The organism is Paenibacillus sp. 598K (assembly GCF_003851045.1).
In the GTDB taxonomy this organism is placed as follows: domain Bacteria; phylum Bacillota; class Bacilli; order Paenibacillales; family Paenibacillaceae; genus Paenibacillus_D.
Window position 1 is genome coordinate 32,913 of sequence record NZ_BFBX01000059.1, and the last position, 19,012, is coordinate 51,924.

Annotated in this window: 19 protein-coding genes; 5 read left to right on the forward strand and 14 right to left on the reverse strand. The window is 60.7% G+C overall.

The window, feature by feature from the left end:
* Window positions 1–75 precede the first annotated feature (75 nt).
* Window positions 76–477 (forward strand): secondary thiamine-phosphate synthase enzyme YjbQ, encoded by a 402-nt coding sequence (locus PA598K_RS17495; protein WP_128658207.1) that lies wholly within the window; start codon window positions 76–78, stop codon window positions 475–477.
* A 35-nt stretch (window positions 478–512) separates the two neighbouring features.
* Here the strand turns inward: PA598K_RS17495 and PA598K_RS17500 are convergent, their stop codons facing one another.
* The 7 genes from PA598K_RS17500 to PA598K_RS17530 all read right to left on the reverse strand — a co-directional run bounded on the left by PA598K_RS17500 (window position 513) and on the right by PA598K_RS17530 (window position 7,408).
* On the reverse strand, window positions 513–1,496 hold the full coding sequence (locus PA598K_RS17500) for a 2-hydroxyacid dehydrogenase (RefSeq protein ID WP_128658208.1): 984 nt from the start codon (window positions 1,494–1,496) through the stop codon (window positions 513–515).
* Window positions 1,497–1,550: 54 nt separating this feature from the next.
* A complete protein-coding gene (locus PA598K_RS17505; RefSeq protein ID WP_128658209.1) occupies window positions 1,551–3,479 on the reverse strand; it encodes an ABC-F family ATP-binding cassette domain-containing protein in 1,929 nt (642 codons plus the stop codon).
* A gap of 67 nt (window positions 3,480–3,546) precedes the next feature.
* Window positions 3,547–4,626, reverse strand: coding sequence for a PAS domain-containing sensor histidine kinase (locus tag PA598K_RS17510; protein ID WP_260405471.1), 1,080 nt, complete (start codon window positions 4,624–4,626; stop codon window positions 3,547–3,549).
* Window positions 4,627–4,693: 67 nt separating this feature from the next.
* Window positions 4,694–5,368 carry a response regulator gene (locus PA598K_RS17515; protein WP_128658210.1) on the reverse strand — a complete coding sequence of 225 codons (675 nt, stop codon included), beginning with the start codon at window positions 5,366–5,368 and terminating at the stop codon, window positions 4,694–4,696.
* A 341-nt stretch (window positions 5,369–5,709) separates the two neighbouring features.
* Window positions 5,710–6,012, reverse strand: a complete 303-nt coding sequence (locus PA598K_RS17520; RefSeq protein WP_128658211.1) for a hypothetical protein — start codon at window positions 6,010–6,012, stop codon at window positions 5,710–5,712.
* 46 nt (window positions 6,013–6,058) lie between these two features.
* On the reverse strand, window positions 6,059–6,517 hold the full coding sequence (locus tag PA598K_RS17525) for a flavodoxin (RefSeq protein WP_128658212.1): 459 nt from the start codon (window positions 6,515–6,517) through the stop codon (window positions 6,059–6,061).
* Window positions 6,518–6,604: 87 nt separating this feature from the next.
* Window positions 6,605–7,408, reverse strand: a complete 804-nt coding sequence (locus tag PA598K_RS17530; protein ID WP_128658213.1) for a hypothetical protein — start codon at window positions 7,406–7,408, stop codon at window positions 6,605–6,607.
* A gap of 261 nt (window positions 7,409–7,669) precedes the next feature.
* Between PA598K_RS17530 and PA598K_RS17535 the strand changes: the two genes are divergently transcribed.
* The 3 genes from PA598K_RS17535 to PA598K_RS17545 all read left to right on the forward strand — a co-directional run bounded on the left by PA598K_RS17535 (window position 7,670) and on the right by PA598K_RS17545 (window position 10,276).
* A complete protein-coding gene (locus PA598K_RS17535; protein ID WP_128658214.1) occupies window positions 7,670–8,446 on the forward strand; it encodes an ABC transporter permease in 777 nt (258 codons plus the stop codon).
* Window positions 8,443–9,234, forward strand: coding sequence for an ABC transporter permease (locus PA598K_RS17540; protein WP_128658215.1), 792 nt, complete (start codon window positions 8,443–8,445; stop codon window positions 9,232–9,234). The genes PA598K_RS17535 and PA598K_RS17540 overlap by 4 nt, the downstream gene beginning before the upstream one ends.
* 73 nt (window positions 9,235–9,307) lie before the next feature.
* Window positions 9,308–10,276, forward strand: coding sequence for an ABC transporter ATP-binding protein (locus PA598K_RS17545; RefSeq protein WP_128658216.1), 969 nt, complete (start codon window positions 9,308–9,310; stop codon window positions 10,274–10,276).
* 5 nt (window positions 10,277–10,281) lie between these two features.
* On the opposite strand, the gene PA598K_RS17550 is transcribed toward PA598K_RS17545, so the two are convergent.
* From PA598K_RS17550 to PA598K_RS17565, 4 genes are all read right to left on the reverse strand, one after another.
* Complete coding sequence (locus PA598K_RS17550) at window positions 10,282–10,530, reverse strand: DUF7667 family protein (RefSeq protein WP_185602053.1); 249 nt, start codon at window positions 10,528–10,530, stop codon at window positions 10,282–10,284.
* A gap of 113 nt (window positions 10,531–10,643) precedes the next feature.
* Window positions 10,644–11,342 carry a DUF421 domain-containing protein gene (locus PA598K_RS17555; protein ID WP_128658217.1) on the reverse strand — a complete coding sequence of 233 codons (699 nt, stop codon included), beginning with the start codon at window positions 11,340–11,342 and terminating at the stop codon, window positions 10,644–10,646.
* Window positions 11,343–11,501: 159 nt separating this feature from the next.
* Window positions 11,502–13,544: a peptidoglycan D,D-transpeptidase FtsI family protein gene (locus PA598K_RS17560; protein ID WP_128658218.1), complete on the reverse strand. Its 2,043-nt coding sequence runs from the start codon at window positions 13,542–13,544 to the stop codon at window positions 11,502–11,504.
* A gap of 78 nt (window positions 13,545–13,622) precedes the next feature.
* Entirely contained in the window at window positions 13,623–14,696 is a 1,074-nt protein-coding gene (locus PA598K_RS17565; RefSeq protein ID WP_185602054.1) for a lactonase family protein, read from the reverse strand.
* 108 nt (window positions 14,697–14,804) lie between these two features.
* On the opposite strand from PA598K_RS17565, the gene PA598K_RS36250 reads away from it, so the two are divergent.
* Window positions 14,805–14,996, forward strand: a complete 192-nt coding sequence (locus tag PA598K_RS36250; RefSeq protein ID WP_185602055.1) for a hypothetical protein — start codon at window positions 14,805–14,807, stop codon at window positions 14,994–14,996.
* A 123-nt stretch (window positions 14,997–15,119) separates the two neighbouring features.
* Here PA598K_RS36250 and PA598K_RS17570 read toward each other — a convergent pair whose 3' ends face one another.
* The 3 genes from PA598K_RS17570 to PA598K_RS17580 all read right to left on the reverse strand — a co-directional run bounded on the left by PA598K_RS17570 (window position 15,120) and on the right by PA598K_RS17580 (window position 18,869).
* Window positions 15,120–15,782, reverse strand: coding sequence for a bifunctional 2-keto-4-hydroxyglutarate aldolase/2-keto-3-deoxy-6-phosphogluconate aldolase (locus PA598K_RS17570; RefSeq protein ID WP_128658220.1), 663 nt, complete (start codon window positions 15,780–15,782; stop codon window positions 15,120–15,122).
* Between the two features lie 97 nt (window positions 15,783–15,879).
* Window positions 15,880–16,491 carry a TVP38/TMEM64 family protein gene (locus PA598K_RS17575; RefSeq protein WP_185602056.1) on the reverse strand — a complete coding sequence of 204 codons (612 nt, stop codon included), beginning with the start codon at window positions 16,489–16,491 and terminating at the stop codon, window positions 15,880–15,882.
* 347 nt (window positions 16,492–16,838) lie between these two features.
* Complete coding sequence (locus tag PA598K_RS17580; protein WP_128658222.1) at window positions 16,839–18,869, reverse strand: beta-galactosidase; 2,031 nt, start codon at window positions 18,867–18,869, stop codon at window positions 16,839–16,841.
* Window positions 18,870–19,012: the final 143 nt, after the last annotated feature.

A 19,012-nucleotide genomic window follows, 5' to 3' on the forward strand; every position in this document is an offset into this window, starting at 1 on the left:
CCAATCTGCTACCCTCCGAGGTTGCAGACACGCCCTAGGACACAACGCTAATTATGCCGAGAGGAGCCTGATACGATGCTGTTCACCGAAACGCTACGCACGTCGCGACGCGACGAGATGATCGATATCACTCGCCAGATCATCACCCTGATCCGCCAAGAGGACATCCGCGACGGTCTCGCGGTCATCTACTCGCCGCATACGACGGCAGGCATTACGATCCAGGAGAACGCCGATCCCGATGTGAAGCTCGACGTGCTGATGCGCCTGGACGAAGTATACCCGTGGGAGCACTCCAAGTACCGGCATGCCGAGGGCAATACGGCCTCCCATCTCAAGGCGATGACGACCGGCACGTCGCAGACGATCATCATCCGCGACGGCCAGCCGGTGCTCGGCCAGTGGCAGGGCATCTACTTTTGCGAGTTCGACGGCCCGCGCACGCGCCAGTACCATGTCAAGGTGATCCGAGGATAAGACTCGACGTCGTTCTCCTGCGATAGAAGCTCCCGTTATCGCTCATACAATGTCGTATTGACGACGTGCTTGGGCCTCTCGCCCTGATGCGCTGCCAGGATACCGCGCGCCGCCATCATCCCCATCCGCTCCCGCGTCTGGAGCGTGGCGCTGCCCAGATGCGGAGCCAGCACGACATTGTCCAGGGCGGCCAGTCCGTCCTCAAGCGCCGGCTCGCGCTCGTACACATCGAGACCGGCGCCTGCGATCCAGCCCTCGCGGAGCGCCCTTACGAGCGCCGCCTCATCGATATGCGCACCGCGTGCCGTATTGATGAGGTAGGCGGTCGGCTTCATCAGCCGCAGCTCGCGCTCGCCGATCAGATGATGGGTCTGCGGCGTATAGGCGACATGGAGGGACAGATAGTCCGCAGCCTGCAGCACCTCATCGAGCGAGGCGTAGCGCACGCCCAGCTCCGCTTCCTCCGCCTTGGAGAGCCGCGTCCGGTTCCAATAGACGATCTCCATCTCGAAGCCCTGCGCCCGGCGCATCATCGCCTGGCCGATCCGACCCAGTCCGATCAGACCAAGCGTCGCTCCCGTCACATCGCCGCCGATCAGCTGCAATGGCGCCCAGCCCTTCCAACCCCCCGAACGTACGAGCGCGTCGCCCTCGACGAGCCGCCGCGAGACAGCCATCAACAGCGCCCAGGCGATATCGGCGGTGGCAGCGGTCAGCACATCGGGCGTATTCGTCACCACGATGCCGCGAGCCGTCGCCGCCTCGATATCGATATTGTTGTAGCCGACTGCGTAGTTGGCGATCACCTGGAGTCCCGGCTCGGCATCCATTACCTCGGCGTCGATCCGATCCGTCAGCAGGCATAGCACCGCGTCCTTACCCCGGATGCCTGCCAGCAGCTCCTCCCGCGACAGTCCGCGATCCTCCTCGTGACACGTCACCTCCGCATGCTCCGCCAGATAAGCCATCACTCGCTCCGGCAACTGCCGGGTCACCAGCACCTTCGGTTTGTCGCTCATCGTCCGTCCGCTCCCTTCTCTCTCCCTATGCTTGGCCCATCATTCTGTAGCGAACTAGCCTTGCTTCTGGGCCGCGATCTTCTCCGCCAGCTCGTTCAGATAGGTCCATCGCTCCAACAGCTCGTCGAGACGCGCTTCTGCCGCTTGCTGCTCCGCCATTAGCTCCTGCAGTCGCGCCGAGTCGCTCGCCGATTGCTCCATCTGCGTCTGGACCTGCTCGAGCGCTTGCTCGGCGCGTGCGATATCGTCATCGATCGTCTCGTAGTCCTTTTGCTCCTTGTAGCTCATCTTGAGCGCCCGTTCCCGCTCCCCGCCGCGCGCCGGCGCGTCTGGCGCAGCATCCTTGGTCGCTCTGGCCGGCTCGGCAGTCGCCTGGCCCCCGCCTGTCCGCTCAGTCTGACGGACATAGTCGGAATAGTTGCCCACTGAGCCGACGATGCGTCCATCGCCCTCGAGAGCAAGGATGCGGAGCGTCGTCCGATCGAGGAAGTAGCGATCATGCGAGACGACGAAGACGACGCCGGGGAACTCGTCGAGATAGTCCTCCAGCACAGTCAGCGTGGCGATGTCCAGGTCATTGGTCGGCTCGTCGAGCAGCAGCACATTGGGCGCTGTCATGAGGACGCGCAGCAGCTGCAAGCGACGCTTCTCGCCGCCCGACAGCTTGGCGACCTGCGCCCACTGCATCTGCGAGTCGAACAGGAACCGCTCCAGCATCTGGGACGCCGAGATGGCCGTGCCGTCTGCCGTGCGCACCTGGTCCGCCGCTTCGCGGATGTACTCGATTACCCGCAGCGACTCGTTCATCTCCTCATGCTCCTGGGTGAACCAGCCGAGCTTCACCGTCGGTCCCAGCTCAACCGTGCCACTATCTGGCGCCAGCTCGCCTGCGATCAGCTTCAGCAGTGTCGACTTGCCGGTGCCGTTGCGGCCGACGATGCCGACCCGGTCCTCGGGCACGGCGATGAAGCTGAAGTCACGGATTAACGTCCGCTCTCCGAACCCTTTGCTCACCTGATCGATCTCGAGGATCTTCTTGCCAAGCCGCGTCGAGGCGACGGAGACGTCGAGCTTGCCTTGCGAGCGGGCCGGGCCGGCGGCCTGCAGCGTCTCGAATCGCTCGATTCTCGCCTTCTGCTTGGTCGAGCGCGCCTGCGCGCCGCGACGGATCCAGGCCAGCTCGTTGCGCAGCAGGTTTTGACGCTTCGCCTCCGAGGCCGCCTCCCGCTCCTCGCGCTCCAGCTTCAGTTCGACGAAGCGGCTATAGTTGGCCGTGTAGAAATACGCCTTGCCGCGATCAAGCTCGAGGATGCGGTTGCTCACCCGGTCGAGGAAATAACGATCATGCGTAATCATGAGCAACGCACCCTTGCGCTTCTGCAGCATCGTCTCCAGCCAGGCGACCGACTCGTTGTCGATATGGTTGGTCGGCTCGTCGAGGATGAGCACATCTGACGGCTGGACGAGCGCAGCCGCCATTGCCACCCGCTTGCGCTGGCCGCCGGAGAGCGTGCCGAGCCGGGCATCGAACTGCGTGATGCCCAGTCGCGTCAGCGCCGTCCGCCCCTCGCTCTCGAGCTCCCACGCCTGCAGCGCGTCGACCTGCTGGCTCGCCGCCACCATCCGCGCCTGCAACCCGGCATCGTCCGGGTGCAGCTCCAACGCTGCCATCGCTTCATGATAGGCGCGCAGCGCCGCCAGCTCCGGCGCATCTCCTTGGTACAGATGCTCCTGCACCGTCATCTCGGGATCGAAGTCCGGATTCTGCGCCAGCATCCGTACGCGGACGCTATTGCCGAACACGACCTTGCCGCTATCGGCGGGCTCGAGTCCAGCGATGACGCGCAGGAGCGTCGACTTGCCGGTGCCGTTGACACCGATGATGCCGACCTTGTCGCCCTCGTCGAGTCCAAACGATATCGATTCGAACAACTGCTTAACGCCGTAGCTTTTGCTGAGATTCTCAACTGACATTACATTCATGGATTATCCTGCCCTTCTGCTTGCCTTCACTGACGCATCTCAACTTGCCGTCTCCGGCGTTTGCTTGTCAATCTACAGACGAATCTGCATTCTTCTCCAGCGTTTCCTTGTCGATCAACAAACGGATCTGCGTCCCCTCGCCAGGCGCGGATTCGATCGACAGCCTCGCTCCTACTGCCCGGGCGCGCTCCTCCATGCTGAACAGACCGACGCCCTTGCCGCCCTGACTGCGAGCGAACCCGACACCGCGATCCTGGATCTCGACCAGCACCTGCGCATCCTGCTCGACGATCCGCAGCCGCGCCTCCGTCACCTCCGCATAGCGAGCGATGTTGAGCAGCGCCTCCTGGATGATCCGGTAGATCGCCGTCTCGACGCCGCGCGGCAGACGCGAGCGCAGATTGCAGTCAAAGGCGACCTGGATGCCGAAGTGCCGGCTATAATTGCCCAGATAGGTGCGGATCGCCGGCACGACGCCAAGATCGTCGAGCACAGACGGCCGCAGCTCCCAGGCCAGACTGCGGATATCCTCGATCATTCGTGAGACATCCTGCCGCAGCGTGCGCAGCTCCGGCAGCTGCCGGTCCATAATCAGCCGATCAATCTCGATCTGCAGCGAGAACAGGCTCTGCCCGATGCCGTCATGCAGCTCCCGGGAGAAGCGACGACGCTCCTCCTCCTGGATGTTCATCACCTTCACCATCATCTGCTTCAGCTCGTCCTCGGCTTCCTTGAGCCGCGTCACTTCACTGCGAATGGCGAGGTACTGGTAAGGCTGGCCCTGCTCGTCCACGAACGGCACAATCGTCGTATTTACCCAGTAGTGCGAGCCGTCGCGAGCGCGATTCTTAATCTCGCCTCGCCACACCTCGCCGGAGCCGATCGTCCGCCAGAGCTGCTGCATAAATGTCTTGTCATGGTGGCCCGAGTTGATGATTCGATGATCGCGGCCGATCAGCTCCTCGCGGCTGTACTGCGAGATCTCGCAAAACTTGTCATTGACATATTGGATCCTGCCGCGCGCATCAGTAATCGCCACGATCGACGATTCGTCCAGCGCGAACTTGACGTCCGCGAGCTGCTTGAGCGCCTGCTGCAGCTCGCCGCGCACCGTCTCGCCGCCCTCGCCAGCCCGCAGCCTCCGCATGAGTTCGTCGACGCCCTGGGCCAGCTCGCCTGGCGGCATCGTCCCTTCACTGCGCGGCGTCTGTCGCTCAGTCATAATCCAGCAGCCCCCTTTTCATCGCGAACTTGATCAGCTCAGGTCTGCTCTTCAGCCCCAGCTTCTCCATCAGATTGCTCTTGTGCGCCTCCACCGTCTTGACGCTGATGATCAGGTGCTCGGCGATCTCCTTGTTGGCGTATCCGCGCGCCGTCCAGGCGAGGATCTCCTTCTCGCGCTCGGACAATTTATCATAGACCGCATCCGTCTCGGCATCGACCGCTGCGCCCGACGGCGGCTGTGACGCTTGCTGGATATATTCGCTCATCAGCCGCTTCGTCGCCGTCGGATACAGATAGGCGTTGCCCTCGGCCACCGTCTCGATGGCGGCGAGCAGCTCCTCATGCGGCGCATTTTTCAGGATATAGCCGGATGCGCCCTGCTGGATCGCCCGGAACAAATATTCATCGTCATCATGCATCGTCAGCACGAGCAGCCCCAACCCCGGCATTCGCCGCCGCAGCTCGCCCACCGCGGTCATCCCGTCCATGCCCGGCATGCTCAGGTCCATCAAGACCATATCTGGCCGCAGCGTCTCCGCGCGCTCGATCGCCTCTGCGCCGTCCGCCGCCTCTCCCACCACCTCGATGCCGTGGCGGCCGTGCAGCAGCATGCGCAGCCCCGATCGGACGACGGCATGATCGTCTACGATCAACAGCTTGATCAAGCCATCCCCTCCTTACTACCGCCATTTTACCATAAGTCGCCGTCCTCCGCAGAGCGGAACGCAGCACTCCCTAAGTAAAGTAACGTTGATACGTGCCAAGCATCATCCGTACCACCATTTCGTCTTATTCGGCGCGAAAGTTTCTTGCGCTACTGCGCCGATTCGCCCCACTTCCGGCTCTCCTACGAAAGTTTCTTGCGCTAAGGCGTCGCGCCTCACTGTAAAACCAAAAGGCAGCCTCGCGCATCGCGCAAGAGCTGCCCCGCCTACTAGTGGATTCCTGTACATTCCTGTCAGCACGCTTGCCACCGCCGCCGACGAGCGCCCACGCGTTTCCGCCGCTAGGCGTCCGGCTTGCGATACAGGCGCAGCCAGCCGCTCGCCCGGCCGTCCTGTCGCTTCAGCTCGAGCTCGGCGCTGCGGTAGCTGAGCCGCAGCAGCTCCGCAGCCACGTCCGCTGTCTTGGCCCGCTCCGTCGCGCCGACGGTCGGCTGCCAATCCGACACGCCAGACGTCTCGACCTGCTCCGCCGCACCGGCAGTCAACTGCCGATCCGACACGCCAGACGTCTCCTGCAGTCCGGTTGCGTCGCTACGCTCCGGGCGTCGGGTCGCGTGACGGACGATCTCATACAACACACCCACTATGATCCCTCCTAATAAGGTTCATTGTCATGGCTAACATTCCTTGTCACGATACGGCATCCTTCACCAGCCGCAAGGCGAACTGTCTGCCGTACTCGACACACTCCTGTTGCTCCTGGGCCGATGGGCTCAGCTCGATCTTAAGCGCATCGAGCGCCACGCTCGCCCCGCGCTCGACCAGCTTGGCCTGCAGCAGATCGACCGCGCCGCCGAACACCGGATAGGACGAATCTCCCGAGCCGAACACCGCAGCAGGCCGCCCGCCCAGGCGTACCTCATCCATCTCCTCGTAAAAATCCAGATATTCATCCGGCAGCTCGCCGTCGCCCCACGTGTAGGCGCCCAGCAGAATGCCGGCGCTCCGCTCCAGATCGATCGCCGAAGCGTCCATGACGGACTTGACCACCGGTTCCGCTCCTCCCGCACGCACCCCCTTGGCGATCGCTTCCGCCATCTCCTCCGTGTTGCCGGTCATACTAGCATAGATGATGATTACGTCTGCCATGATCCTAACCCCCGAATCCTATTGGTATGCACAGGGTAAGCGTCCCAGAACAGACGCCCCCTATCTTGCCGTACCGTCCCGCCCGCGCTATCGCTGCACCTCGAGCACGCCCTCGAACATCGTCGCCATAAACAGACTGTCCCCGGCCAGATCGACATCCGTCACGGGGCAGCCGAGCTTCACCGAGCGGATCGTCAGCTGGCCGCCCAGCCGGCTAATCCGGTAGAGGCCGCGATTGGAGCAGAGATAGGCCGAGCGGCCGTGCATAACGACTGAGAACAGGAACAAATGGTCGAACCGTATCCGCTCAAAGCCGCCACGCCGGTTGCTCTCTAGCAGCTTGCCGCTCTCGGTGACCGCGAGCACCCGGCCCTCATGGATCGCCAGCGAAGTGACCGCCTCGTCCATCGCATAGTCCATCCAGCTATCGGTCAGCCGATCGTAGATGGCGATGCCGCGGTGCAGCGCCAACACGATAAACTGGGGCAAATACAGAAAGTCATAGACGATCGAATCGACGTATGCCGACCGATGCCACTCGCCACCCGTATGGGTCCACATGCCGTACGCCGTCGCCGCCAGCGACAGCCGGCCGATCTGACGATATTGATAGCAGCTGATCGCCAGCGGGGTCAACTCCCAACGCTCGTCCTTGAATACCCACAACCCTTTGTTCGTAGAGGCATATACGTCGCCGCCCTCGAGATGCAGACGATTCACATGCGTCTCCTCCGGCCACCCCGCCTCGAGGCTTTGCCACGCTCCATCCCCGCTTTTGCGCATCACGCCTTGCCCCATCGGCGCGGCGACCAGCGTCTGCGCATCAAGCGCCTTTACCGATGTAAAATGAAACAATAGCCAATCGCGTCCGCGTACGCCCTCCTGCGACACGTTGCTCACTCCCTTGTATGGCAGCCTGCAGAGCTCTGCATCGGCTGCGCCATTATGTAAAATACCGGATCGACCGGCACGCGTCCAAGCATCCCAACTGTTACGTCTTGCTGGGTCCATTGTAAGTGATAATGATTATCAATGTCAAATAAAATTGTTGCCAAGCTCTTGCTTCGCTGCTATCATATTGATTCTCTACGTTATTTCACCTGCTTCGTTGTCCGGTTCCGTTACTACCAGACGTCTGAATGGAGGTGCTTCATGCTATTTCTCACCTTGGCCCGCAAAACCTACATCCGCAATTTGCAATTCCGTGCTTCCCATCTCATCCAGAATCTCGCCAGCGCGATCTTCGGCTTCATCTACATCTCGATCTGGACCGGTATAGGCGAGAGCCGCTCCCTCGGCGAGTATGGACTGGCCGGCATGATCAGCTATGTCGCCTTTAACCAATGCTGCCTCTGGGTGTCCGGCTTCCCGACGAACGGCCTCGGTATGGAGGCCAGCGTGCGCAGCGGCCAGATCGCCATGGACCTGATGCGGCCGGTGCATCTGTTCTATCACCTGATGAGCAAGGAATGGGGGCAGATCGCCTATCAGTTCGTGTACAAGTTCATCCCGATCTACGCGCTGTACCTGTGGGTGCTGCCGTTGCAAGGGCCCGCCTCCGTGAGCGCTGCGGCAGCTACGCTGCTCGCGCTGGCTATTGCCGGCTACATCGCGATCTGCCTGCAATATCTGATCGGCGCCGCTGCGCTCTGGACGACGGAATCGACCTGGCTCGTCTATGTCAATTATGCCTTCAGCATGCTGCTGTCGGGCTTCCTCATCCCGATCGAGTGGCTGCCCGGCCCGCTGGCGTGGATCAGCGCCTACTCATTCTATCCTTATCTGCATTATGTGCCGACTCGCATCTACCTCGGCATGAGTACCGTCGACCTCGTCGCTGGCGGGTTGTTGTGGTGCGCTGCGCTGACGTTGCTCTGTCTGCTCGCCACGCGTCTGATGCGCCACCGGGTGGAGGTGCAGGGCGGATGAGCTGGCTTCGCATGTACCGCGTATTGGTGCTGGCGAGCATCCGCTCGCGCATGCAATACCGATTCAACTTCTGGTTCTCGACGATCATGTCGGCGCTGGTCAATGTGGTAGAGTTCCTTATGCTGGCTGTCGTGCTGCTGCGCTTCGATCATATCCAGGGCTGGACGATCGTCGAATGCGGCTATCTCTACGCGCTACTGACGCTCTCGCGGGCGATCTACCGTTCGATCGCTTCGGATGTCCATCATCTCGAGCGCTATCTGCTGAGCGGCGATCTCGACAAGCTGCTGCTGCGGCCGGTGCCGATCCTGCTGGCGCTGATGACGCAGAATTTCAATCTGCGCTTCGGCGAGCTATTGCAGGGCGTCACGATCCTCGTCCTGTGCATGGCCGAGCTGATGCGGCAGGGACAGATCGGCTGGACGGCGATCGCTCCCACCCTGCTCGCGATCGGCGGCGGCGCTGTCCTGCTCTACGCGATCGGACTGATCAGCGCGACGACCGGCTTCTGGCTGACCCGGACGAGCGTGCTGCAAAATTTCACCGAGGATGCCGCCAAGACGGCTGCCCAGTACCCGATGTCGATCTATCCCGGCTGGCTGCAGGGCATCCTGACCGGCGTCATCCCGATCGCCTTTGCCAACTACCTGCCCGCACTGTACATCCTGAAAGGAGAGGCAAGCCCGCTCGTTCTCGCCGGCTCCTGGGCAGTGGCGCTGGCGTTGACCGGTCTCGGGCTGCTGTTCTGGCGGACGGGCATCTCCCGCTACCACAGCACCGGCAGCTGATTTGTCGGTCCACGCACCTCGCGCCAAGCTCACGCGGCCCCGACGGGCCAGATCAAGGAGGACCTGTTACGCTATGATCGAAGTGACCCATCTGAACAAAACATTCCGCCAGCTCACGCCAAAAAACGGTCCGTTCCAGACCGTTCGCATGTTATTCTCTCGCGACTATGTATACAAGCAAGCCGTCCGCGACATCAGCTTCCATATCGACGCCGGCGAGTTCGTCGGCTATATCGGACCTAACGGCGCAGGCAAATCGACGACAATCAAGATGATGTGCGGCATCCTGCATCCGACCTCCGGCACCGTCCGCATCGCAGGAGAGAGTCCCCACCAGTCGCGGCGGAACGTGACGCGCAGGCTCGGCGTCTTGTTCGGCCAGCGGACTAATCTGTGGTGGGATCTGCCGGTTCGCGACTCGTTCGATATCATCGCCGCAATGTACAGCATCGATGGCGAGCAGCAGCAGAGTCGTCTCGGCGAGCTGACCGAGCTGCTGGAGCTGGCCGACTTCATGGACACGCCGGTGCGCAAGCTGTCGCTCGGACAGCGGATGCGTGCGGATATCGCAGCGGCGCTGCTGCATGATCCCGAGGTGCTCTTCCTCGACGAGCCGACGATCGGCCTCGACATCTCGGCCAAGCGCAGCATCCGCGGCTTGCTGGCCCGGCTCAATCGCGAGCTCGGCAAGACGATCCTGCTGACTACCCATGACATGGACGATATCGAGCAGCTATGCAGCCGAGTCATCGTCATCAACCATGGCCAGCTCGGGTTCGACGGGACGACGGAGGCGCTACGCCAGCGGATCGGTCTGCCGACCGTCATCCATCTGACCTACCGCTCGCCTCTCGAGACGGCAGAGCTGCCTTCGCCGCTCTTGACGCTCGTCAGCCGCGAGGACAACCGACTGTCGGTGAGCTGCAACCGCGAGGCGCTGCGGCCGATGGAGGCGCTCCGATTATTGGAGTGCTTTGGCCCTATCGAGGATGTCCGGATGGAAGAACCGAACTTCGAGGATGTGATCGAGCAACTCTATTGAAGCTTTCATAGTCTAGTCGTCGGAGGAACGCCGCCGAGCCGCTCGATCTCCGAGCAGATCTCATGCTGCCAGCTATCGTCTCCGATCATGGAGGCGAGCAGCGACAGATTGCGGAGATTGGCGAGCTCGCGGCAGTACGAGGCGTTGACCGCCAGACAATGCTCCATATCCATACGCTCCGAGTCAGTCAGCTCTCGCCTCCCTCGTATCGTCCACAGCTCCGCCAAACGCTCATGTATCGGTAGGATACTCATCAAGCAACACTCCCTTTCCCATCTGAACAGACGTCATACAGTCTCTAGCATGCTATAGCTTATAGTATTGCCAAAGTGAGAGTGTTGAAACGGGAGAACGCTGATCTTTTGCATTAACGGCGTTTCTTGCCGGGCGGATCGTACTTATCGACCAGCAGTTGTCCCTGATCATCGATCTGAGCGACGAAGACGTCTTCATATTTGATCCGCATCCTGTCCAGCTCCTTGCGCAGCCATGCCTCGTCATAGCCAGAGGAGCGCAGCTCCTCGGACATGATCTCGTTGTCGATGATTACGGTGCGGGCCGGCAGACTCTCAGGCGTCTGGATGCCTGCATCTCCTCGGGTCATCGGCTGCTTGTCCGTCTTCAGCATCACATTGACCTTGCCGCTCGGCTCCATCAACGCGAACTCGACATCGGCCAGCCGGAAGACGCTATTGTCTCGCAGCACCGCGAGCAGCTCATCGACGGTGAGCCGTTCCTTGGCGAGATTGCTCTCGAGGACATTGCCCTTCTCGATCAGGACGGCCGCCTTGCCATCGATAAGATCCCTGGCCTTCTTGCTATGAACCGTCAGCTTCTCCGCGCCTACCGACACCGCCGCCCACACAGCGAGCGACACCAGCCCGACATACCATTCCGTATCCGTATCGATCGAGATATAACCGGCGATATTGCCGATCGAGATGCCGGTGATGTATTCGAACAGCGACAGCTGCGAGATCTGCCGTTTCCCCAGCGCCTTCGTAATAATGAACAGGACGACCAGCGCCAACACCGTGCGAAACGCAACTTCCAACCAATGCGGCATGCCCACACCCCCATCTGCCATAATGACAAGCAGACATAGTATGCATCATCGCATGGATATAAATGCAAACAGCCTCGCCCCCTCACATCATGAGTAGGCGAAGCTGTTATGGACGGTAGCGCTCTGTTCCGGCCGTCTCCGGTTATCCAAGTTGCGTTATTACTCTGCAGTCTCTGCCGTCTCCTCCACGTGCGCCGGCTTGTTTTTGGGCGTCCCGGTCAGGCCGATCTGCTCATCGTAAGCGTCGAAGACTTTGCGGGCGATCGGGGCGGCGCCCCAGCCGCCATAGCCGCCATCCGGGACGACGACGGCGACGGCGAGCACCGGATCATTGGCAGGAGCGTAGGCGATGAATACCGCATTCTCCAGCTTCCTGCGCTTGCCGACGTCCTGTTGCGACGTGCCGGTCTTACGGATGAAGTCGTAGCCGAAGCCATCGAAGCCTTGCACCGATACGCTGCTCATGCCGCTCTTGACGACCGACCAGTAGGCGTCAGGGATATCGACGCTGCTCAGCACCTCCGGCTCGAACTGCTGCACCACATTGCCTTGCGCATCTGTAATCTTCTCCACGAATTGAGGCTTCAGCTTGTGGCCCTTATTGGCGAGCATCGTCGTATACTGCGCCAGCTGCAGCGCGGTATAGCGGCCCTGCTGGCCAAAAGAGGCGTAGATCAGCGCGGACTGGGCACTGCCTGTCTTGGCCTCGTTGTAATACTCGATAACGCCTTTGCTCTCATTGGGCAAGCCGCTGCCGGTCAGCTCGCCCAGTCCGAAATCCGTCATATACTTATGCCAGATATCCAGCCCGCCCTTGCGGTTCAGGTACAAGTTATTGCCGACCATCGCCGCCATAAACGCATTGGACGACTTGGCGATCGCCTGCGCTGCTTTCAATTGGCCATTGACCGCGTTGCTTGCATTGTTGACCCGCGTCTCATGGCCCTCGCGACCGAAGCTGAAGTAGCCGCGATCCGTATACGGTGTTGTAGGCGTGAAGAGCTTCTCATTGAGCCCGAGCAAGATCGTCAGCGGCTTCATCGTCGAGCCGAGCGGCACCAGTGAGGACGGATGATTGCGGCCCTCCTTCGGATCTTCGTAGTACGGATAGGCCTCCCGGATCGTCCCGTTGGGCTCGTAGTATTGCAGCAGCTCGTATTGCTCCTGGCTCATCCCGTCGCTCCAGACATTGGTGTCGTAGTCCGGCATGCTCGCCATCGCCACGACCTTGCCCGTCTTGACCTCCATAGCTACCGCATACCCGGTCTTGGCATACGGGGCATATTCGCGTTTGTTGCTGGAGGTGCGGATCTTCGCCAGATGCTCCATGATTGCATCCTCGGTCTGCATCTGCACCTCGCGGTCGATCGTCAGGTGCAGATTATTGCCTTTCTCCGGCACGGTCAGCTCGACGGGGCCGACGATCCGGCTCTGCGAGTCGACGGGGTACGTTTTGACGCCGTTTTTGCCGCGCAGCTCGTCCTGGTACATCAACTCGAGCCCTTCATAGCCGACCTTTTCCTTGTCCAGGTATTGCTCAGGGGGCGGAGAGGTTTTATTGTTTTTGAAGATGGTCTGGTATTTGCTGAGGCCGTTCCGCTCGCTGTAGAGCGAGTTGAAGCCCTTCATATAACCGACGAGCTGTACGGCGATCGTATCGGCGCTATAGTGCCGGATGCTCTCCTCGACAACCTCGATGCCGGGGAACTGGTCCCGATGCTCGCTGAAGTAGGCGATCTCCTTGGTCGTCAGTCCGCTCTTGAGCCGTCTCGGCTCATAGACATAAGTCAGACGGCCGGTGATGTCCATCAGCTTGAAGATCTCATCGGGCGTCAGCGACACCTGGTCCGGCGGGTCGAACTGGCGGAACTCGGCGGCGAGCCGCTCGGCCATGTCGCGCGCCTGATCCTCCTTGACACCGGGTTCGAGCGTATAGTACAGCGATTGGGTCGAGGTCGAATAGGCGATCGGGAACCCTTCACGATCGTAGATATTGCCTCGGATCGGCGGAATCAAGACGTTGCGGGTGCGGTTGTCATGCTCTCGGGCAGCAAGCTCCGGGCCCTCGACGAATTGCAGCACCGCCAGGCGGACGATCAGGATCGAGAACGCGAGAAAGGTAACGAAAAAAAACATATTCAGTCGAAACGAAAAATGACGGCGATTGCGCGATGCGCGTATAATTTCTTCCTCGGTTTGCATGATGCCGCAGTCCTCCCGGTCTTGCTGATGTCTGCCTTCATTATACTTGATTCCTACTGTGCCGCCAACGCTTGTTCGTTATTCCATCCGGGGCACCAGTTGCAGACAGACCGGCGACGCGAGCTCGAAGCGCCCCCCCTGCGGCGACGGCACGCCTTCCTCATCTACGGCCATGACGATGATCGAGTCGCTGTCCTGATTGGCGACGAGGATGTGACGTCCGTCGGGGACGACGGCAAAATTGCGCGGCGTCCTGCCCTGGACCGACGGACACGCGATCAATGTCAAGCTGCCGTCCTCATCGAGGCGGAAGGTCGCGAGCGAATCATACCCGCGATTGGAGACGTACAGATAACGGCCGCAGCCGCTCATATGAATGTCAGCGCAGGTGTTGGTCTGCGCATCGACATCTGCGGGCAATGTGGACACCGTCTGCCGATGGCGCAGGCTGCCGTCTGCTGCATCATAGTCGTAGGAGGATACGGTCGAGCTCAGTTCATCGGCGCAATAGACGAGCTGCTGACTCGGATGGAACGCCAGATGGCGCGGCCCGGCGCCGCCTGGCGTCTCTGCCTGATGCACGAGCTGGAGACGGCCGGCCTCCGGGTCGAGCTCGTATACGTAGATGCGATCTATGCCAAGATCGGGTACAAGCAGCCGTCCGCTCCACGGCTCCGTGACGATCGAGTGCGGGTGCGCGGCATCCTGTCGATCCTGGCGCGGCCCCGAACCGCTGTGCTGGTGGCGGTCGGCGATGGCGCCCAGCCGTCCCTCGGCATCGATCGGCAGCAGACAGACATCGCCGGAGGAGTAGTTGACCGCATACAGCCATGCGCCCGACGGATGCAGGCTCACATAGCACGCATGCATCCCCGGCAATGCCTGACGGTTGATCTCCTCGAGCAGGCCGCTCTGCGGGTCGAGCAGATAGCCGACCGCTTCCGGCTGCTCCGTCTCGCAGATCGCATACAGCCGGTTGCGCTCCTGATCGACCGCCAGGAAGGAAGGCCGCTCCGCGCCCTGGACGCCTACGTCCTCCTGCAAACTTCCGGCCTGCGCATCGAACAGGAGATGACGGATCGACGTCTCTCCCGCCCCCTGATATGTCCCGACATAGACATGCCAATAGCGTTGATTATGTAGTGTGAGCATCACGTGTAGTCCCCTTTCAGAAGGTATGGAACGTATGGCTTGCATGTCTCTCCTTACCCTGTCTGGGCTCGGCGAAAACTGGGCCTGGCATGGAAGAGAGGTCGCGGGATGGAAGATGCATGGCGGCAGGGGAGAAAAGACACGGATGCGCTGGCCACCGCCTGCCGTCCTGGCCGCAAAAGCAGCAAAGACAGGCATCGGTTGCCTGTCTCTGGTTACTCGCTGTCCATGGCATGCGTGCTAACGCCTTATCCGCCCATGGCCAATCAGGTAATTCGCACGCTCAAGCCACACCGCTAACTGCAAAATGCAGTTAAGTGAATAGAACAGCATGGCCCATGCGGCAGCAAGATGCTCAAGTTACGCCCAGCATGGGCCATTCGTTCCGCAGCAACGTTTCGTCCGCTATCTCCGTGCGTTCGATTACGCCTTCGCCGCTTTGTAAGCGTCGATATATTGCGCCGCCCGCTTGGCGACGAGGCTGTAGTCGCCTTTTTTAACCGCTTCGTTCGTCAAGTCGGAGCCGATGCCGACAGCTACCGCGCCTGCTTTGATCCATTCGCCGAGGTTGTCCAGCGAGACGCCGCCGGTCGGCATAATGTTCGCTTGCGGCAGCGGACCCTTGATCGCCTTGATGATCGCCGGAGAGTAGAGGTTGCCGGGGAACAGCTTGACGATATCGACGCCCAGCTCCAGTGCCTGCTCGATATCCCGCACCGTCATCGTGCCGGGCATGACCGGTACGCGATAGCGATTGCATAACCGCACCGTATCGGGATTAAGCGAAGGCCCGACGACGAACTCGGCGCCGCTCAGGATCGCCATCCGTGCCGTCTCCGGATCAAGCACCGTGCCTACTCCGATGACCGCATGCTTGGCCGGATCGGTAGCCGTGCTGGAGTAAGTGACCGCCAGCTTCTCGATCGCCCGTAGCGCGAACGGTACCGTCATCGTCACCTCGATCGCCTTGATGCCGCCAGCGATAGCCTGCTCCGCCATCTCCACGACTTCCTCCGGCGTCTCGCCGCGCAGCACCGCCACGACCCCCAGATCAGACAGTTGTTGAACCAATTTCAGTTTTTTCATCGTTACGCTCCTCCAGATCTATCAATGTCTCCTTCATTATAGACCAGCCCCGGTCATAAAGAAATGTCCGCTTCTCCATCTGTCCTCACCGAGACGGTCACAGCTCCGAGCTCGTCTGCTCTTGCTGACGATCCAGCAGCAGCACGACGATTAGAATAAGCACGAGCACCCCGCAAAATGTAAAATAAGCAAGCCACATCGGCTTGATATCGCGTTCCGGGAAGACTACCTCGGCGGTCAGCAGCATAAACAGCCACACCTGCGAGAACATCCCCACCGTCGTCGACCAGATATAGGCAAGCGGCTTGAGCGGCGAGATCGACGCCATGATCGAGACGATATTGCCCGGCACGAACGGCAACGAACGCAGTAGGATAACCACCCACACGCCATAATGATTCATGCGCCGCTGCCATGAGCGATATCTCAGCAGCCGCTCGCCGAAGCGCCGATCGATCCAGCCGCTCAGCAACGTCCGACTCAGGTAAAAGCAAGCGATGCTCGCAAGCGTCCCGGCCGCCCAACTAACCATCATCCCCTCGAACCAGCCAAACGCCGAGATGTGCAGCAGCAGCAAGGTCGCAAAAGGAAATATCGTAATGGTGCCCTGTATGAGCGCCATCGGAAAGGTCACCAGCAGCAACGAATAGCCATCCAGGCCTGTCATCGAAACGAGCTGCTCAATTAAAGCATCCATCCATTCCTGCACGCTATCCCATCCCGTCCGATGAAAGTATATCGCAGCCAACATACGGGCATTCTGCGGAAGTTGTCTCTTCTATTATATCTTACCGCAGTCGAAATAAGAGCAAGAATGTGAACATCCCGTTGCAAAAGCATTAAATTAGTTGGCGCGGGCCAGTTGGCTCATTCGCCCACGGCTCGCCGCACACCCCTTGCCCTCCAACAGCAGCAACAACAATAACAGGCACCGCGATCGCGGTGCCTGTTCGTTCAACTAAATGCTCCAGCTGTAGCTGCTCGCCTCCTTAGCGAACGCGCCGAAGCAAACATTCCGAGCGCCTCTGCCTCAGCGCCCGTTCGACTTAACTCGCTCTACTCGTCCCGCGCCAGGATCAGCACGCCCTTGGCCGGCACCTCGACGGCGCCGGAGAGCGTCCGCTCGGTGAGCAGGTCGGTGTAGAAGACCTCGCCGGTCTGGATCGTGCCGCTCGCGGCCTGATGGTTGAGGACGAACAGCAGCTCGCGGCCGTCCTTGACGCGGCGGGTCACCTCGATGCCCTCGCTGCGCGGCAGCAGCGGCCGGATGCCCTTGTCCTCGCACAGGTTGGCGAGCAGCCCTTGCAAGAAATCGGCGTCCGGACTCGAGGCGATATAATACGCCTTGCCCTCGCCGTATCGATTGACCGTCGCCACCGGCATGCCCTGGTAGAAGTCCTCGCCATAGCGCGCCAGCACCTCAGCTCCCTCGCTATGGATCAGATCGCACAGGATGCTGCACGTATAGCTGTCCGCCAGCTCGCCCCAAGGCTGCTCCATGACGATGCGGTTCGTGTGGCCCGGGAAGAGCGCGTCGATCTCCTCCGCCCAGATGCCGAGCAACGACCGCAGCTCGCCCGGATAGCCGCCCGTCTTGACGATATCCCGCTCGTCGACGATGCCGCTGAAGAACGTCGTCAGGAACGTTCCGCCTCCCTTCACGAAGGCCTCCAGCTTGTGCGCATAACCCGGCTTCACCATATACAGCACCGGCGCGATGACGATGTCATAGCCGCTCAGGTCCTGCTCGACGCCGATCATATCGACCTGGATGTTCTGCTGGAACAGCGCGTCGTAATACTTATGCACCTCGTCCACATACTTCAGCGCGACCGATGGTCCGCTGGAGAGCTCGACCGCCCAGCGGTTCTCCCAGTCGAAGACGATCGCGACCTTCGCCTCGACCCGCGCGTCCAGCACCTGATCGGACAGCGTGGCCAGCTCCCCGCCCAACTCGGCGCACTCTCGGAATACGCGCGTATGCTCATGGCCGACATGCTCGATGACCGCGCCGTGGTATTTCTCGCAGGCGCCGATCGAGCGGCGCAGTTGGAAGAACAGGATCGTATCGGCGCCCCGCGCCACCGCCTGATAGCTCCACAGCCGCATTACGCCCGGCCGCTTCAGCGAGTTGTAGGCTTGCCAGTTTTGCTGGCTCGGCGTCTGCTCCATCAGCATGAATGGCTGACCGCCCTTCAAGCCGCGCATCAGATCGTGGACCATCGCCGTATAGCTGTAAGGCGTGTCGAGCGACGGGTAGTTGTCCCAGGATACGACATCCATATGCTTGGCCCACTCGAAGTAATCGAGCTCCGGGTAGGTGCCCATCAGATTGGTCGTCACCGGCAGCTCGGGCGTATGCTTCTTCACCGCATTGTACTCCAGCTTGTAGCACTCTAGCAGACTCGCGGACTGGAAGCGACGGTAATCGAGCGAGATGCCCTGGAAGTTCGTGCGGTTGCCGTTCCACTCCTCGCTTAGCGCATTGGGCGGCACGATCTCGTCCCAATCATAGAATGTATGGCCCCAGAACCGGGTATTCCATGCCTTGTTCACCTTCTCCAGCGAGCCGTAGCGCTCCTGCAGCCAGGTCCGGAAGCCCGCCGCGCAATTGTCGCAATAGCAGTAGCCGCCGTATTCGTTGGAGATGTGCCAGATGAGGACGGCGGGATGATCCTTGTAGCGCTCGCTCAGTTTGTCCGCCAGCCGCTCGCTGTACAGCCGGTAGGTCGGCGAGTTCGGACAGGAGTTGTGACGTCCGCCGAACTTGCGCTTGCGTCCTTCGTAGTCGACGCGCAGCACATCCGGGTAACGCTTGGCCATCCAGGCCGGATGCGCGCCGGTCGAGGTCGCCAGACAGGTGTAGATGCCGTTCCGGTACAGTCGATCGATCGTCTCGTCGAGGAAGGAGAAATCATAGGTGTCCTCGTCCGGCTGGATCATCGCCCAGGAGAACACATTCAGGGTCGCGACGTCGATGCCAGCCAGCTTGAAGATGCGGATATCCTCGTCCCAGGCGTCCGCCTCCCACTGCTCGGGATTATAGTCGCCGCCATACCAGATTTTCGGGAGCTTCGCATTGATCATGACAGACACTTCCTTTAAGATGGAATGTAACGATATGACCATTGTATACACATCATCAGCTCTTGTTATATATAAGATATCTGCCCAGGCATATAATAATCCGGAAGTCTTGGCAGCGCCCGCCCCTAACGCTCCGCCACATC